Below are 16077 nucleotides of genomic sequence, written 5' to 3'. Positions count from 1 at the left end.
CGACTAGCGGCCGAGAGGATGCTCAGCCAGCCACCGGTCAGCCACCACCTGCGGGTCGGCACCACCAGCTACATCACGGCGCATCGCAGCCAAAGCTGCTGTGTCCAGCACACCGGCTACTTCGTTGATCGCCAACAATTGCCGATCGGACAACGCGTTGCGTCGATAGAGCGGCACCACGTTCTCAGCCCGGATCAGCGCCGGCTTTCCGTCGGAAAGCACAACCAGATCCGCGGGAATGTCGGCATCGGCGCTGCTGGTCCAGGCCACCGTCAGCCGCCCCGCCCGCAACGCGGCCAGCATCGCCGGAGCATCGGGAAATTCCCGCGCTACAGGCAACCGACACGACCCCACCTTCGTGGGCTGACGACTGTGAGCCACGCCTCCGACCACCAGCCCTGTGCAGTGGCGCAGCAACACGCGTAGGTCGCTCCCGCCCCAGGCCCTGGCGGTGGCTTGGGTGACCACCAGCGCTGGTTTGTCTTCGGCCGCGGTGGTGTAATCACCTGCAGCGATGCCCTCGGGCAGTGCGGAGATCATCAGGCGATAGACCTTGGCGTTGGACAATGCTGTTGCGCCGGGTTGCAACGCCTGCAAAACCTGGCCGGTGTACGCCGGGACTACGGTGAATGCTCCCGAGTCCAGTTTTGCCATCGGATCGCCAGCGGTTTCGGCTCGGGCAACAAAACCATATGACCGCAGCGCCGCGACGTAGACGCCGGCCAACAGTTCCGAGTTCGAGCCCGCGGTGGAACCGACCACCAGCCCCGGTGTGGGATGCTGACCATCGGTGTCGGCCGCGCACCCAGCGCCACCAGCCAAAGCCAGCACGGCGGCGACTAGCAGCGCTTCCAGCCTCCCGATAATCACCTCACGTGTCTTTGACGGTTGCCTTCACATTCAGATCAGACCGAGACTCGTGACCGCGTCACGCTCGTCGGCCAACTCGGCGGTCGACTTGTCAATGCGGCCGCGGGAGAAGTCATCGATGTCGAGGCCGCTAACAATCGTCCAGTTGCCATCCTTGGTCGTTACCGGGAACGAAGAAATCAATCCCTCCGGAACTCCGTATGAACCGTCGGAAACGACCGCCATCGAAGCCCAGTTTCCTGCTGACGTGCCCAGCAACCAGTCACGGGCAGCGTCGACCGTCGCCGAGGCTGCCGAAGCGGCCGAGGATGCTCCCCGAGCGTCGATGATCGCTGCGCCACGTTTGGCAACCGTGGGAATAAAGTAATCCTCGACCCAAGCCTGGTCGTTGACGACCTCAGCCGCGTTGTTGCCGCAGACTTCAGCATGGAACAAGTCTGGGTACTGGGTGGCCGAGTGGTTGCCCCAAATCGTCATCTTCTTGATGTCGGTGACCGCGGCGCCAGTTTTGGTGGCCAACTGTGAGATCGCTCGGTTGTGGTCCAAGCGGGTGAGCGCGGAGAACCGTTCACGGGGGATGTCGGGAGCGTTGGTCATGGCAATCAGCGCATTGGTGTTGGCCGGGTTACCCGTCACGCCGACGCGCACATCGTCTGCCGCGACCGAGTTGAGGGCTTTGCCCTGCGCAGTGAAGATCGCGCCGTTGGCCTCAAGCAGGTCGCCACGCTCCATGCCCGGGCCACGGGGACGGGCGCCCACCAGCAAGGCCAGGTTGACGCCATCGAAGATCTTGTTCGGATCCGCACCGATGTGAACGCTATCCAGCAGCGGGAACGCGCAATCGTCGAGCTCCATCACCACGCCTTCGAGCGCCTTCAACGCCGGCTCGATCTCAAGCAGTCGCAACTCGATCGGGCGATCGGGACCCAGCAGCGAGCCACTCGCCAAGCGGAACAACAGGCTGTAGCCGATCTGACCGGCGGCACCGGTAACGGCCACCTTGAGGGGACTTGCGCTCACGTCGGTTTGCTCCTTCTGGAGAAGGTCGGGAAGCAGGCTTGGTTTCGGGGTCGAAACTAGCGCACCCGGGCCATCCCCAAATCGCCGGTCCGATACCAAGCCGGTTTTTTCGAGCTCTGCACAGTGGGCTGCTTGCGACGATTGAGCCAGTCGGCTGGCCACGGTCGCGCGTTGTCGCCCACTGTTTCGGGAGGACGCGTACGATTGAGCACCACCCGATCCGACCTGCGCAGCGATCGGAGGTTTGATGTGTTCCCAGGATTTGACGCGCTGCCTGAATCGCTGAGACCAATCGCGAAGTCCCCGGACCGCCAGCCATACGTACATCCCATTCCTGACCCACCAGCCGAAGCGTTGGTCGACTGCGGGGTCTACGTAGACGGCAAGCGGTTGCCGGGCAAATTCAGCTACAGCACCGCGATGACCAAGGTCCACGAAATGGAACAAGCCGGGCAAGCAGCATTCGTCTGGATCGGGTTGCACGAGCCCAGCCACAGCCAGATGCAAGATGTCGCGGACGTGTATGGGCTGCACCCACTGGCGGTCGAGGACGCCGTCCACGCCCATCAGCGGCCCAAGCTGGAGCGTTACGATGACACGCTGTTCCTGGTGCTGAAGACCGTCAACTACGTGCCGCACGAAACGGTAGTTCTAGCTCGCGAAATCGTCGAAACCGGCGAAATCATGATCTTCGTCGGCAAGAACTTCGTGGTAACGGTCCGCCACGGCGAACACGGCGGGCTGTCAAATGTGCGCAAACGGATGGATACCGACCCCGCGCACCTGCGGCTGGGTCCGCATGCGGTGATGCACGCGATCTCCGACGACGTGGTTGATCACTACCTCGAGGTGACCACGTTGATGGAATCCGATATCGATGACATCGAGGAGGTGGCGTTTGCTCCTGGCCGCAAGATTGATGTCGAACCGATTTACATGCTCAAACGAGAAGTCCTGGAATTGCGTCGGTGCGTGAGCCCGCTGTCCGTAGCGTTTCAGCGAATGCAGCTGGAGACTCTCAATGATGGTGTCAAGCTGCGGCGGTGGCTATCGGTTTGCCGAGAGTGAACTCGCGGCCGTCGCGTAGCAGTGCCCACAGGACGTCGACGAGGCGGCGGGCCAGGGCGAGCAGGGCCTGGCTGTGGATGAGGCGTTCACCGCGTTTGCGGTCGTAGAACTGCCGTGACGGCCCGTTGGTGCGCAGGCTGGACAGCGCGGCCAGATAGAACACGCGGCGCAGTCTGCGGTTGTAGCGTTTCGGCCGGCGTAGATTGCCGCTCACGCGACCGGAGTCCTGTGGCACAGGAACCAATCCGGCGTAAGACGCCAGGCGCCCGGGCGTGGCAAACGATGCCAGGTCACCGCGGGTGACGACCAGGAACTCAGCGCCCAGGTTCGGCCCGAAGCCGGGCAGCGACTCGATGATCCGCGCGTAGGGATGATCGCGGAAGCGCTCGGCGATCATCTTGTCGATGTCTTTGATCTCGCGGTCGAGCCCGAGCAGCTTGGCCGCCGTCCGTTTGACCAAAGCGGTGGTACCGTCCTGGCCGGGCAGCGCTATCTGCTGCTCATTGGCCAGCGCTACGGCGGTGGCCGCGGTCGTGGCGATCCCGGGACGCCAGGCCTGGTTGTTGGCCAGATGGGCCGTGACGCCGTCGGTGCCGGCCGCCCGGATCTCCGCGGGGGTGCATAGCCCGGCGACCAGAATCAGCGGTGTGCGGGTGGAGTAGTCGAACGCTGCTTCCAGGGCCGGGAAGATCGACCCCAGCAGCGACCGCAACCGGTTGATACCGCGAACCCAGTCGGCCATCAAATCAGTGCGATAGCCGGTCAGCTGGGTCAACTCCATGACCAGGTCGTCGGGTATCGTCACTGTGGCGAGATCGCTTCGCATGCGGGCAGTTTCGGCGATAACCCGAGCGTCTTTGGCGTCGGTCTTACCCTCGCCCCGAAACGCACCGGTCATGGTGTTGACCACTCGGCCGGGCACATAGACCACCGATTCATCGGCAGCCAGCAGCACCGTGATTAGCATCAGCGCCAGCGGGCTGGTCAGATCGACGGCCCATCGCACCTGCTCGGCAGTCTTTTGCGCGCGGTCGATCAGCGCCTCGATCGCCCGCTGCTCGTTGGCCAATTTTTGAGTCCACACCACCGTGCCGGTCTCATCCACCGCGCACGCGTGATGGCTGGCCTTACCAACATCGATTCCGACCCACACCAGTGGCCGTCCCGTCACGGTTGTTCTCCTGTGTTCGCAGGTCAAGCCCATGGACAGCTCCGCCGACATGTCCCTAACCAGCGACGATCCGCATCAGCTCTCAATCAGCGGCCGGAGCGTCCAGCACGGTGGGGCAGCCAGCCTCACGAAGCCACACACTCAGCAACAAGATCTCAGCTACACCCCACCGCCCTGGGCATCCAGAGCATCAACCCCAGACACCCACGACCTTAGGGACGCGATCTGATCTCGAAGGAAGTGCGACGCTACCTGCGCGACGTTGCCGACCACCAGACCGAGGCTGCGGATCAGGTCGGCAATCACGACGACATGCTCAACTCGCTGCTGCAGGCCGCGCAGACCCGTGTCGGGATGCAGCAGAACACCGATATGCGCAAGATGTCGGCCTGGGCAGCGATCGTGGCGGTCCCTACGATGATTGCTGGCATCTACGGGATGAACTTCGACTGGATGCCAACACTGCACGCGATATGGGGCTATCCGGTGGTCCTCGCGGTGATGACCGTGGCTTGCTTCACCTTGTACCGCACCTTCCGGCGTAACCGCTGGCTTTGACTGCCGTCGTCAGGTTGGCAGCCGTCACAAAATAGTCGTCGCGCTTACCCTGCACGGCCAGCCGGACGCACCCGCAGCGATCGGAGCCGCCGGGCCACCCGTTTCGTCAGGCTTCCTCAAGGATGAGCGCCATTTCGGGGCAGGCCGCGACGCCATCCCGAGCCAACTGCGCATCCTCCGAACGCACCTGACGCTCTTCGAGCGTCGAATAGCCGGAGTCGTCAATCGGGAAGAGTTCCGGATCGACGGCATAACACTGGGCATGACCGACACACTTCGAGCTTTCAAGACGAATCTTCACCGGGCATCCTCCCTCAACCACCCTGGCGCGCGCCAGGGTGGACCGGACAGATCGATAGCTAGATTAGCTCGTCGGCAGCGCCTGAAAAGACCCTCGCCGACCGGGAGCGCCCGGCAGTGTCGGATGTGCTGAGCACCGAATGGGCGCAGGATCGCCGCCCGTGCGATATTGGGCTGTGGCGGTAGAGCTTGGCTGCGCTGGAGACCCGCGATGAGAACGGACAGACGGAAGACTTGAGCGAATGAGCCCACCCGGCGAAGGCGAGGCCGGCGCGTTCCACCTGCCCCGGCTTGAATATTCGACGTTGCCGTTAGCCGCCGACCGAGGTGTCGGGTGGAAGACACTGCGAGATGCCGGGCCCGTGGTGTTCATGAATGGCTACTACTACCTGACCCGACGCGAGGACGTACTTACGGCTCTGCGCAATCCCGCGGTCTTCTCCTCTAGCGTGCTGCAGCCCCCAGGTAATCCACTACCCGTGGTGCCGCTGGCGTTCGATCCGCCTGAGCACACTCGCTATCGCAAAATCCTGCAGCCCTACTTCAGCCCAAACGCGCTGAGCAAGTCACGGCCGGTGCTCGAACGACATGCCGCTGACATGATCGCTGAACTGGCTAGCCGGGGCGGGTGCGACGCGATGACGGATTTCGCAACGCTGTACCCCTTTCAGGTGTTCCTCGACCTCTATGGGCTGCCGTTAGAGGATCGTGACCGGGTGATCGCCTGGAAAGACACCATCATCGGCGATAAGCCCTTTCTCACCAGGCAGGAGGCCGAGCAGGGGCAGCACGAATTGCTTGAGTACCTCGTCAACGCGATCCGAATGCGTCGGCAAAATCCTGGTTCGGACATGTTGTCGCGGATCATGACCGGCCCGGGCGATTTCAGCGACCTTGAGCTGCTAGGTATGAGTCATCTGTTGATCCTGGCGGGTCTCGACACGGTGACAGCGGCAATCGGATTTGCTCTTTTCGAATTGGCGCGACGGCCGCAGCTACGCCCCGAGCTCCGTGACAATCCGAAGCAAATACGGGTCTTCATCGAAGAGATCGTCCGCCTGGAGCCGTCAGCTCCGGTGGCACCACGAGTCACCACCGATTTCGTCAATGTTGGCGGAATGACACTTCCGCCAGGCTCACACGTGCGTTTGTGCATTGCCGCCATCAACCGCGACGGCAGCGACGCGACGTCCACCGACGATTTGGTCATGGATGGAAAGGTGCATCGGCACTGGGGCTTCGGCGGCGGAGCTCACCGCTGCCTGGGTTCTCATCTGGCGCGGATAGAACTGACCGTGATCGTCGCGGAATGGCTCAAACAGATCCCCGATTTTGAGCTAGCCGACGACTACAATCCCGAAATCGCCTTTCCATCAAAGTCATTCATGCTCAAGTCGCTACCGCTGCGGTTCACCACGGCGGCTGCGATCGAGCATGATTGAGCGCTGCCGCGACTACGCCGTTGAGTCCCAGTCACCGCGAGCCTGGCCGTATTCCGTACGGCCGCCTCGAAGCCAAACGCCTGCAAGCTAGCTCCGCCGCAGATAGGAGTTCGATTCGACCAGCAAGGCCGCGTCCGGGTCGCGTCTCATCGCTGGTGTAAATGGTCACGGGCGTAGGTTCCGTCGCAACCGACGAAAGCTATGAAGGAGGGGCTACGCCCGTGACCAAGCGAGTATCGCCGATTGAGCGTGTGCGTGTTGAGATGGATCAGTTGTTCGCCGCGACCGAGCGGCCGTTGACCGAGATTTTGGAGGAGGTCGGGCGGTTATCGGTGCGTCTGGTGTTTCAGGTCGCCGTGGAGGCCGAGGTAGAAGCAGTGTTGGGCCGAGCCCGTCACCAGCGTCGGGTTCAGGACGGCCCGGGCGGGTACCGCAATGGGTATCAACCGCCGGCGACGGTGAAGACCACGATGGGCTCGGTCGAATTATGCCGCCCGAAACTACGCGACACCGACGAGCGGTTCTGTTCGCGGCTATTCGGTGCCGGGGTGACGCGCACCCACGCTCTGGAGGCGTTGGTGATTTCGGGATGGGTGCGCGGTTTGTCGGATCGCGACATCGAGGCCGCGTTGGCCGAGGTGCTGGGCTCGCAGGCGGCGTTGTCGCGCTCGACGGTGAGCCGGATTTGTGCGGCCATCAAAGACGAGTTCGCTGCGTGGTCGTCTCGACGCCTTGATGAGCTGGTGTTGGACTACCTGTTCTTGGATGCCTCGAACTTTCGGATGCATCCCAACGCCCCGGCCGAGCCGGTGCTGGCCGCCTGGGGCATCTGCACCGACGGCAAGCCCCTGTTTATTGGGCTGGCCCCAGCCGCAGCGGAGTCGGCTGATGCGTGGGCCGACTTCTTGGCTGACCTGAGGAACCGGGGACTACGCCCGCCGCTACTGGGCATCTCCGACGGGGCGCCGGGCCTGATCGCCGCATGGGAGACCACGTTTCCGGCAAGCCTGCGTCAGCGGTGTCTGATCCATCGCTGCCGTAACGTCATCGCCAAGACACCTGTCGCGGTCCAGGACGAGATCAAAGCCGCGTTCTGGTCGATCTTCGATGACATTGACCAGCCACCCGGCCAGCAGGCCGTGGATGAAGCCACCCGCCGCGCCGAGGAGTTCACCACCACATACCGCGGGCTCTACCCAGCCGCGGTCGCTTGCCTGGCCAACGACTTCGCCTCGCTGAGCGTGCATTTGCGCTTCCCCCGCCAACACTGGACACGCATCCGCCATTCCAACCTCATCGAACGCACCTTCGGAGAATCCCGTCGCCGGGTCAAGGTCATCGGCCGCCTACCCGGCGAAACCAGCTGTCTGTCGCTGGTATGGGCCGTCCTCGACCGCGCCAGCCGCGGCTGGCGCGGAGTCACCCAAACATCAGCGACCAGCCGCCACCTCCAAGAACTACGCCACCAACTGCTCGAGCCACCCCGCCCACTGCATCCCCCCACCACAACAACCACGACCGACACCACCGCCGCGTAACATGACCACCAGGAACATGCGCCCAGCGTTTTTACACCAGTCCTAAGACGCCACCCGCGTCCGGTAAAGGTTGTTCTTGCTTAGAAACCTATTGTTGAGCTGCTTGGGCGCTATGCCAGGCTGTTCGACTCTGCCGACGAGCTGGCCCGTAGCTACCAGCTCGCTGATCAACCCGGTTGCCCGGCCCGGCGATTCGGATCAACCACGTCGATGCCGTCGTTCTGCCATATCTGGCGCAGGGCCCGCGCACCCTGAGTCCCGTTGAGTCGCACCCAAGCCGCCTCGGTCTCGGTGATCGGAGTAGCGGACAAAAAGCGAACCGGATCGCATTGCGGGTCCAGCGGTAAATCGACAATATCGCTGGGGCCCAACAACACGGCGGTGAACGGCACCGGCCCCGAAGGTCGCGTCCACAGTGGGGAACCCAAGTCAATCAAAGCATCCGCGGCCAACACCACACCTTCAACCGCCGGAGTCGACGCCACTATCGCCAGGCTGCGAGCCAAACCGGTGACCGGCCCCGGATTGCGCAAAGACAGCACGACTTCAGCACGCGGTCCAGATAGCTGGTCAGGGACAATCTGCGTCGGATCGAGCATCGGGCGACGTGAGCAGCCCAATGACACAAAATGCAGCAATCCGCCAACTTCCGAACCGAATCGAAGCACCTCTATGGATTCGGCACCCAAAAACGTCACGGTTGCAGATTCGGGCTCGGCCCCAATCCCACAAAGCCCCGCTTCCGCGAAGTGGCGACGCAGGTGCGCGCGTACGCGATTCAGGGGCGATGTCACTGTTGGTCGGGCGGCACGGGAATAGTCAAGTTCACTCCAGTGTCGGCATCGAAAACGGCAAGCTTCGTCGTATCGACGGCTAGTTCTACCGGCTGGCCAGTGGCGGCCTGGGATTCAGCCGGAACCCTCGCCACGAATTGGTTTTCCTGTATCTCAGACTCTGCGGCCAATTCGTCCAACTGAGCCGAGTGCACGCCACAACCCGCGGTCGTGAAATACACATACTTGTCAGCGCCGAGTGACTCAACCAGGTCGGCCTTGACTTCGAAGGTCAACGCCTTGATGCGCTGGTAGGCGTCAATCACCGCGGCGTCGGCCAGGTGCTCCGGGCGCACCCCCACGATGACGTTTTCTGGTTTCCGGTGCTGCGCGATCACTTCCTGAACCTGCGGCGCCAGCGTCACCTCACCGAAGGGCAGCTCCAAGCCCGTCGATGTCAACTTGGCGGGGAAAAAATTCATCGCCGGCGAGCCGATGAAGCCAGCGACGAACAAATTGGCCGGGCGTTCGTACAGCTCGGTGGGTGTGTCGATCTGCTGCGCCACACCACCGTGCATCACCACCACGCGATCGCCCAGCGTCATGGCCTCGGTCTGATCGTGAGTGACGTAAACGGTGGTAGTGCCCAGCTTCCGTTGCAGTCGCGCGATCTCGCCACGCATTTGCACCCGCAATTTCGCGTCGAGATTAGAGAGTGGCTCATCCATCAAGAACGCCTTCGGATGGCGCACGATTGCTCTACCCATCGCGACTCGCTGCCGTTGCCCACCCGACAACTGCGAAGGCTTACGATCCAGAAATTTCGTCAAGTCGAGAACTCTGGCTGTTTCCTCGACCTTCTGCGCAATATCCGCCTTTTGCATCTTCGCCAGAGTCAGCGGAAAAGCAATATTTTGCCGCACGGTCATGTGCGGGTACAGCGCGTACGATTGAAACACCATTGCGATATCGCGGTCTTTCGGCGCCTTCTCATTCACCCGCTCGCCGCCAATACGAAGCTCACCCGACGAGATATCTTCAAGTCCAGCAATCATATTCAGCGTCGTGGTCTTTCCGCACCCGGACGGCCCGACCAGGATCAGAAATTCTCCGTCGGCGATGGTGATGCTGAGGTCGCGCACCGCCGTCGCACCATCCGCATAACTCTTGTTGACGTTTGCCAACACAATCTCGGCCATCGCGCTATCCCTTCACAGCACCAGAGGTCAACCCGGCGACAATCCGTCTTTGGAAGACTAGAACAAAGGCGATGATCGGGACCGTGATGACGATCGCACCAGCCGCGATCGATCCGGTTGGCTCCTCGAATTGCGAACTGCCGGTGAAGTTAGCAATGGCCACAGGCGCAGTGATCGCCGCTTTCGTAGCGGTTAGCGACAGCGCGAGTAGCAGGTCGTTCCAGGCGAAGATGAACACCAGGATTGCGGCCGTCACCAATCCCGGCGCAGCCAACGGAGCGATCACCTTGCGGAACGCCTGCCCGGACGTTGCGCCGTCCATCTTGGCCGCTTTCTCAAGATCCCACGGGATCTCGCGGAAGAACGCCGATAACGTGTAGATAGCAAGTGGTAAAGCAAAGGTGATATACGGGAGAATCAAGCCCGGCCAGGTATCAAATAGCCCTACGGCACGTTCAATGTTGAACAACGGTGTGACCAGTGAGATCGCCGGGAACATAGTGACCATCAAGGCACCGCCGATCAGCAGGCGCTTGCCCGGGAAAGTTAGACGGGCAATGGCGTATGCCGCCATTGCCCCAAGCACCACCGCAATCGCGGTAGTGATCAACCCGATTCCGATCGAATTGATCAGTGCCGAGCTGAAAAAGTCACCCCGGAAGATGCCACGATAGTTGTCCAAGGTCACTGATGCTGGGATGAGCTTGCCGTCCTTGACGGTTGACGTTGGTTTGAGCGAGAGACTAAAAATCCATAACACCGGAAGCAACGCATACGCCACAACCAAGGTGTTAATGACGACCCACAACGTTGTGCGCCGCGTGCCCCACGGATTTCCGTTCATCTCGTTACGACCCATCAGCGCCGCTACCGGGCGCCGCGGCGCCGAACAACTTGATGAAGATAAACGCGATGATGGCCACGCAGCCGAATATCAGTACGCTAATCGCCGAACCGAGACCCACATTGAAGCCCTTGAACAGGTTGTCGTAGCCGAGGATGGACACCGAGGCAGTATCGTTGTCGCCCCCAGTCAAAACGTAGATGTTGTCGAAGATGCGGAAGGCGTCCAAAGTCCGGAAAAGCAGCGCGACAACAATTGCGGGCTTGATGATCGGCAAGATGATCTTCGTCAGCCGACGCCAGGCGTCGGCACCGTCAACCTGCGCGGCCTTCAGCAGATCCTCTGGCACCAGCGCTAGCCCGGCTAGCAGCAGTAACGACATGAAGGGAGTTGTCTTCCAAACCTCGGCGATGACTACCACGCCCAGCGACGGGATCTGTTGGGTCAATGGCGCCTCGGTAAGGGGCGAGATGTCTGGAAGCAGGTTGGCTAGGTACCCGGTTCCGGGCGTCCACGCGTAGTACCAGCTGTACGACGCGACCACCGTGACGATGCCGTAGGGAACGAGCACCGCCGTACGTACCAAACCTTTGCCGAGGAGAGTGCGGTGCATAACTAGCGCCAAAGCGAGACCAAGCACGAATTCGATAGCCACGGAAACCACCGTGATCGCCAGCGTCACCGCAAGTGCATTCCACCAGTAGCGGTCGGTCAGGACCGTTTGGTAATTACCCAGACCAACAAACATCGTGTCATTCGGCGCAGCCAGGTTGTTGCGCTGCAAGCTGAGCCACATCGCATAGCCGATCGGGTAGACCGTCACGACCAACATCAACGCCGTAGCGGGTGCCACCAGCATGACCGCCAGACGCAGTTCGGCTCGGCAATCCCCCGTGCGAGAACGCGACGCGGCTCCAGTGACCCGCTCTTGTTCAATGGAGGTCACGGCAGCAGACCCTTACCGTCGATCGCCTTCTGCGCCTGTTTTGTGAGCACGTCGGCCGTCCGTTCCGGGTCAATCTGAGTAATTGGACTCAACGCCGCGGCAAGACGGATGGACAACGCCTGATAGACCGGTGTGGCCGGGCGCACTGCGGCGTCGGTGAGCTGCTGGCGGATGACGCTGTACATCGGATACTTACTCTGGAATTGCGGGTCGGAGTAGAGCGAGTTCCGCACTGCCGGTAAACCGCCCTCGATCGACAAGTATTTCTGGTTCTGCAGACTACGCAAGCACCGAACCGCTTCGAACGCCTCCGCCCGATGGCGAGTTGTGCTGGCCACCGCCAGATTCAGTCCCCCAATCGTCACCTTTGCCGGTACGCCCGGCGACACACCGGGGTAGGGCGCGAATCCGAACACCCTCCGACTGGCCGCGTAAGCGATGCGAAACTGTTCATCGGTGGGCACGAACGTCCCAACGTCGCTGATGCTGCCCGCCAACTCGGGATTCCTATTGAGCGGCAAGAAGGGAACACCACCCTTGACCGCGTTCTCCAGCATCGACGGCAACACAAACGGCCAGTTGACCTCCAATGCCGCCTTGCCGTTCTCGACGGCCAGTCGCGCAGTGCCCTCGTCCGTCCGGGTGATCGAGGGATCCGCGCCTGGCGCGGTGGCCACCGATTTCAGGATCTTCAGCGCTGCGACTGTGGCGGCTCGGTGCGCGGAGGTGTCGGTAAGGGTCACCTGTTTGCCGTCCGGAGCGAGCACTCGGCCGCCAGCACTCACCAGCAACGTATTGAACCAGACGACCAGGCCCTCACCCTGATTCGCTTGTACCGCGATCCAGCTGGGCTCACCGGCCGCGTGCAGCCGAGCGGCTTCGGTCAGCATGCCGCTCCAGCTTGCTGGCGCATTGTCCATCAGATCTGCTCGATACCAGAGTAATTGGGTATTAGTGGTGATAGGCGCTGCGTAGAGCCGGTGCTTCCAGGTAGCCGTTTCCAGTGGGCCGGGGAGTGTGTCAACAATGGCATCGGCCTCGGCCTGACCCGACGGATCGTCAGACAGCGGCACAATCCACCCCGCTTCAGCGAACTCCGCGGTCCACACCACGTCCATGGCCATAACATCCAGGGTGCGGTCGTTGCCAGCCAGTCGGCGGGCTAGCTGCAGCCGCTGCTCGTCGGGCGACCTGGGCAAGCTGACGAGCCGGACAGCAAACCGGCCGTCAAGTTTCTCGGTGCAGCGCTGGGCAATGGAAGCAAATGTCGCCCGGTCACTTGCTGGTGTGTAAAGACTGATCACGAGCCTTGATCTATCCCAGCTGCGGGACCCGCAGGCCAATAGCACCGCCGCAACGATCAGCGTCGCCAAAACAACCACACCCAGGCGCCGGCCTCGCCCGCGGTAACTCACCAAAGTCCTTGCCTCAATCGCATCGCGTTCAGATCGCCAAGCGCGCCAGCAGATCCCGCGCTTTTTCCGCGTTCTGCGGATCGCAGAGGACGTCGTAGCGGCCGGCCACCAATTGCATGGTCGAGCTGAAATCTCTTGTTCCGCGAGCCATAGCGTAGGGAACCGCCGACGTGATCAGGCCGAAAAACACCCCGGCAATCAAGCCGGTAGCCAGCGCGGCCCACGGGTTCGGGCTGAAAAAGCCGAGCACCAAGCCGATGAACAGGCCGAGCCAGGCGCCGCTGAGCACACCACCACCAAGCACCTTTGCCCAGGTCAAACGTCCCGTGACGCGTTCGACCTGCATGAGGTCCACACCAACGATAGTCACCTGTTGGACCGGGAATTGCTGGTCGGAGAGATAGTCAACCGCGCGCTGCGCTTCGGCGTACGTGGGATAGGAACCGACCGGCCAACCTTTGGGAGGGGTGGGCAATCCTGGCACACCATGACGACCTGCAGCCGCGCCGGTGGGAGTCGCGCCGGGAACCTGTCGGGGCTGGAATTGGCTAGTCATCGATCTTCATTCTCCTCTGCCTCGATTATCGTTTCATGTCCGGTCAGGTCGAGCACGCCCGCACACCGCCAAGAGCCTCGAAACAACCCACCGCATACCGGAACGCGGCGCACAGACCCTCCCCCACAGTGCAACCCCAGACGCATTCTTTGGGTCGCGTCTCATCGCTGGTGTAAATGGTCACGGGCGTAGGTTCCGTCGCAACCGACGAAAGCTATGAAGGAGGGGCTACGCCCGTGACCAAGCGAGTATCGCCGATTGAGCGTGTGCGTGTTGAGATGGATCAGTTGTTCGCCGCGACCGAGCGGCCGTTGACCGAGATTTTGGAGGAGGTCGGGCGGTTATCGGTGCGTCTGGTGTTTCAGGTCGCCGTGGAGGCCGAGGTAGAAGCAGTGTTGGGCCGAGCCCGTCACCAGCGTCGGGTTCAGGACGGCCCGGGCGGGTACCGCAATGGGTATCAACCGCCGGCGACGGTGAAGACCACGATGGGCTCGGTCGAATTATGCCGCCCGAAACTACGCGACACCGACGAGCGGTTCTGTTCGCGGCTATTCGGTGCCGGGGTGACGCGCACCCACGCTCTGGAGGCGTTGGTGATTTCGGGATGGGTGCGCGGTTTGTCGGATCGCGACATCGAGGCCGCGTTGGCCGAGGTGCTGGGCTCGCAGGCGGCGTTGTCGCGCTCGACGGTGAGCCGGATTTGTGCGGCCATCAAAGACGAGTTCGCTGCGTGGTCGTCTCGACGCCTTGATGAGCTGGTGTTGGACTACCTGTTCTTGGATGCCTCGAACTTTCGGATGCATCCCAACGCCCCGGCCGAGCCGGTGCTGGCCGCCTGGGGCATCTGCACCGACGGCAAGCCCCTGTTTATTGGGCTGGCCCCAGCCGCAGCGGAGTCGGCTGATGCGTGGGCCGACTTCTTGGCTGACCTGAGGAACCGGGGACTACGCCCGCCGCTACTGGGCATCTCCGACGGGGCGCCGGGCCTGATCGCCGCATGGGAGACCACGTTTCCGGCAAGCCTGCGTCAGCGGTGTCTGATCCATCGCTGCCGTAACGTCATCGCCAAGACACCTGTCGCGGTCCAGGACGAGATCAAAGCCGCGTTCTGGTCGATCTTCGATGACATTGACCAGCCACCCGGCCAGCAGGCCGTGGATGAAGCCACCCGCCGCGCCGAGGAGTTCACCACCACATACCGCGGGCTCTACCCAGCCGCGGTCGCTTGCCTGGCCAACGACTTCGCCTCGCTGAGCGTGCATTTGCGCTTCCCCCGCCAACACTGGACACGCATCCGCCATTCCAACCTCATCGAACGCACCTTCGGAGAATCCCGTCGCCGGGTCAAGGTCATCGGCCGCCTACCCGGCGAAACCAGCTGTCTGTCGCTGGTATGGGCCGTCCTCGACCGCGCCAGCCGCGGCTGGCGCGGAGTCACCCAAACATCAGCGACCAGCCGCCACCTCCAAGAACTACGCCACCAACTGCTCGAGCCACCCCGCCCACTGCATCCCCCCACCACAACAACCACGACCGACACCACCGCCGCGTAACATGACCACCAGGAACATGCGCCCAGCGTTTTTACACCAGTCCTAAGACGCCACCCATTCTTTGTGTTTATCGGTGGGTGAATCATCGGCTGCAGCTTTCAATTTTTCGGTCGTAGCCGCTATTGCCGCATAGGCTAAGTTGAACATCATGACAGCTCCGGGCGGTTCTTCCGGCGAGGATGCGCAGGACGACGCGGCTTCGCTCCCCCCGACCGATGGGGGGCCTACTGGGCATCCGGTTCAGGAACCTCCGTGTGCTTCGCCGATATCGCCGGCACTCCCACCTGAAGCCGAATGGCCGCCCCCGGCGTATGCGCCGCCCAGTTACCCACCCCCATATGCGCCTGGCTATCCGGGCGGAGCCGCACCGCCAATCCCGCCGACTGGCTATCCGCCGTCCGCATACCCGCCGCACGTCCCCCCAACAGGGGGCTACGGCGCCGCGCCGCCCTACCCTCCGATGCCGCCGCCTTACGGCACATCTCAGGGCGACTCAGTCGGCTATGCACCCCAACCTCAACTGGGCGCCTACCAACCGGTTCCGGACTACCTGAGCGGCTACGGAACCCCGCAGCCCGGGATGAACACGCTGGCTGTCATCTCGCTGATCTCAGCATTCGTCGGGCTGCCCTGCTGCATCGGCTCAATCGTGGCCATCGTGGTAGGCGCGATCGCGCTCAACCAGATCAAGCGAACTCACCAAGAAGGTTACGGCTTGGCGGTGGCCGGCATCGTGATCGGCGTGGCCACATTGCTCGTCTACTTGATCATCGCGATCTTCAGCATGCCTTCGCACTAGCGCGATTACGACCCTCGGCAGCTAC

At 62.3% G+C, this 16077-nt stretch carries 14 protein-coding genes and 2 pseudogenes; 6 read left to right on the top strand and 10 right to left on the bottom strand.

The window, feature by feature from the left end; genetic code table 11:
• Nucleotides 1–3: 3 nt before the first annotated feature.
• Together ACO07W_RS16500 and ACO07W_RS16495 are read right to left on the bottom strand one after the other, a co-directional pair.
• Nucleotides 4–870 (bottom strand): glycine betaine ABC transporter substrate-binding protein, encoded by an 867-nt coding sequence (locus ACO07W_RS16500; protein ID WP_421844816.1) that lies wholly within the window; start codon nucleotides 868–870, stop codon nucleotides 4–6.
• Between the two features lie 30 nt (nucleotides 871–900).
• Complete coding sequence (locus ACO07W_RS16495; RefSeq protein ID WP_421844814.1) at nucleotides 901–1890, bottom strand: malate dehydrogenase; 990 nt, start codon at nucleotides 1888–1890, stop codon at nucleotides 901–903.
• A 249-nt stretch (nucleotides 1891–2139) separates the two neighbouring features.
• Between ACO07W_RS16495 and ACO07W_RS16490 the strand changes: the two are divergent.
• Nucleotides 2140–2907, top strand: a pseudogene (locus tag ACO07W_RS16490) (magnesium and cobalt transport protein CorA); the annotation flags it as partial.
• 13 nt (nucleotides 2908–2920) lie between these two features.
• Here ACO07W_RS16490 and ACO07W_RS16485 read toward each other — a convergent pair.
• Entirely contained in the window at nucleotides 2921–4129 is a 1209-nt protein-coding gene (locus ACO07W_RS16485) for an IS110 family transposase (protein WP_421844812.1), read from the bottom strand.
• Nucleotides 4130–4348: 219 nt separating this feature from the next.
• Between ACO07W_RS16485 and ACO07W_RS16480 the strand changes: the two are divergent.
• Nucleotides 4349–4687: pseudogene (locus ACO07W_RS16480) on the top strand (CorA family divalent cation transporter); the annotation flags it as partial.
• 106 nt (nucleotides 4688–4793) lie between these two features.
• Here the strand turns inward: ACO07W_RS16480 and ACO07W_RS16475 are convergent.
• Entirely contained in the window at nucleotides 4794–4988 is a 195-nt protein-coding gene (locus tag ACO07W_RS16475) for a ferredoxin (protein WP_421844810.1), read from the bottom strand.
• 241 nt (nucleotides 4989–5229) lie between these two features.
• Here ACO07W_RS16475 and ACO07W_RS16470 point away from each other — a divergent pair, with 241 nt between their 5' ends.
• Both ACO07W_RS16470 and ACO07W_RS16465 read left to right on the top strand, forming a co-directional pair.
• The gene (locus ACO07W_RS16470; protein ID WP_421844808.1) at nucleotides 5230–6429 is read left to right on the top strand and encodes a cytochrome P450; all 1200 of its coding nucleotides are present in this window, start codon (nucleotides 5230–5232) and stop codon (nucleotides 6427–6429) included.
• 263 nt (nucleotides 6430–6692) lie between these two features.
• Nucleotides 6693–7967, top strand: coding sequence for an IS256 family transposase (locus ACO07W_RS16465; RefSeq protein WP_421840071.1), 1275 nt, complete (start codon nucleotides 6693–6695; stop codon nucleotides 7965–7967).
• A 167-nt stretch (nucleotides 7968–8134) separates the two neighbouring features.
• Here ACO07W_RS16465 and ACO07W_RS16460 read toward each other — a convergent pair whose 3' ends face one another.
• From ACO07W_RS16460 to ACO07W_RS16435, 6 genes are read right to left on the bottom strand one after another with little or no spacing between them, the layout of a single operon-like run.
• Complete coding sequence (locus tag ACO07W_RS16460; RefSeq protein ID WP_421844806.1) at nucleotides 8135–8761, bottom strand: suppressor of fused domain protein; 627 nt, start codon at nucleotides 8759–8761, stop codon at nucleotides 8135–8137.
• Entirely contained in the window at nucleotides 8758–9939 is a 1182-nt protein-coding gene (locus tag ACO07W_RS16455) for an ABC transporter ATP-binding protein (protein WP_421844804.1), read from the bottom strand. The genes ACO07W_RS16460 and ACO07W_RS16455 overlap by 4 nt, the downstream gene beginning before the upstream one ends.
• A gap of 4 nt (nucleotides 9940–9943) precedes the next feature.
• Nucleotides 9944–10783, bottom strand: a complete 840-nt coding sequence (locus ACO07W_RS16450) for a carbohydrate ABC transporter permease (RefSeq protein ID WP_421846050.1) — start codon at nucleotides 10781–10783, stop codon at nucleotides 9944–9946.
• A 4-nt stretch (nucleotides 10784–10787) separates the two neighbouring features.
• Nucleotides 10788–11729, bottom strand: coding sequence for a carbohydrate ABC transporter permease (locus tag ACO07W_RS16445; RefSeq protein WP_421844802.1), 942 nt, complete (start codon nucleotides 11727–11729; stop codon nucleotides 10788–10790).
• Nucleotides 11726–13147, bottom strand: a complete 1422-nt coding sequence (locus ACO07W_RS16440) for an extracellular solute-binding protein (protein ID WP_421844800.1) — start codon at nucleotides 13145–13147, stop codon at nucleotides 11726–11728. The genes ACO07W_RS16445 and ACO07W_RS16440 overlap by 4 nt, the downstream gene beginning before the upstream one ends.
• Nucleotides 13148–13172: 25 nt before the next feature.
• Nucleotides 13173–13700, bottom strand: a complete 528-nt coding sequence (locus ACO07W_RS16435; RefSeq protein ID WP_421844798.1) for a general stress protein — start codon at nucleotides 13698–13700, stop codon at nucleotides 13173–13175.
• A gap of 278 nt (nucleotides 13701–13978) precedes the next feature.
• Between ACO07W_RS16435 and ACO07W_RS16430 the strand changes: the two genes are divergently transcribed.
• Nucleotides 13979–15253, top strand: a complete 1275-nt coding sequence (locus tag ACO07W_RS16430; RefSeq protein ID WP_421840071.1) for an IS256 family transposase — start codon at nucleotides 13979–13981, stop codon at nucleotides 15251–15253.
• Nucleotides 15254–15401: 148 nt separating this feature from the next.
• Complete coding sequence (locus ACO07W_RS16425; protein ID WP_421844796.1) at nucleotides 15402–16052, top strand: DUF4190 domain-containing protein; 651 nt, start codon at nucleotides 15402–15404, stop codon at nucleotides 16050–16052.
• Nucleotides 16053–16077: the final 25 nt, after the last annotated feature.

The organism is Mycobacterium sp. (assembly GCF_965230835.1).
Lineage (GTDB): Bacteria > Actinomycetota > Actinomycetes > Mycobacteriales > Mycobacteriaceae > Mycobacterium.
This window is presented reverse-complemented; position numbering and strand designations above follow the sequence as displayed.

Excerpts from the sequence above, each read along its gene's own strand:
- ACO07W_RS16470 (WP_421844808.1), top strand. The coding sequence starts at position 5,230 with ATGAGCCCACCCGGCGAAGGCGAGGCCGGCGCGTTCCACCTGCCCCGG.
- ACO07W_RS16465 (WP_421840071.1), top strand. The coding sequence starts at position 6,693 with ATGGATCAGTTGTTCGCCGCGACCGAGCGGCCGTTGACCGAGATTTTG.
- ACO07W_RS16455 (WP_421844804.1), bottom strand. The coding sequence starts at position 9,939 with ATGGCCGAGATTGTGTTGGCAAACGTCAACAAGAGTTATGCGGATGGT.
- ACO07W_RS16450 (WP_421846050.1), bottom strand. The coding sequence starts at position 10,783 with ATGAACGGAAATCCGTGGGGCACGCGGCGCACAACGTTGTGGGTCGTC.
- ACO07W_RS16435 (WP_421844798.1), bottom strand. The coding sequence starts at position 13,700 with ATGACTAGCCAATTCCAGCCCCGACAGGTTCCCGGCGCGACTCCCACC.
- ACO07W_RS16430 (WP_421840071.1), top strand. The coding sequence starts at position 13,979 with ATGGATCAGTTGTTCGCCGCGACCGAGCGGCCGTTGACCGAGATTTTG.
- ACO07W_RS16425 (WP_421844796.1), top strand. The coding sequence starts at position 15,402 with ATGACAGCTCCGGGCGGTTCTTCCGGCGAGGATGCGCAGGACGACGCG.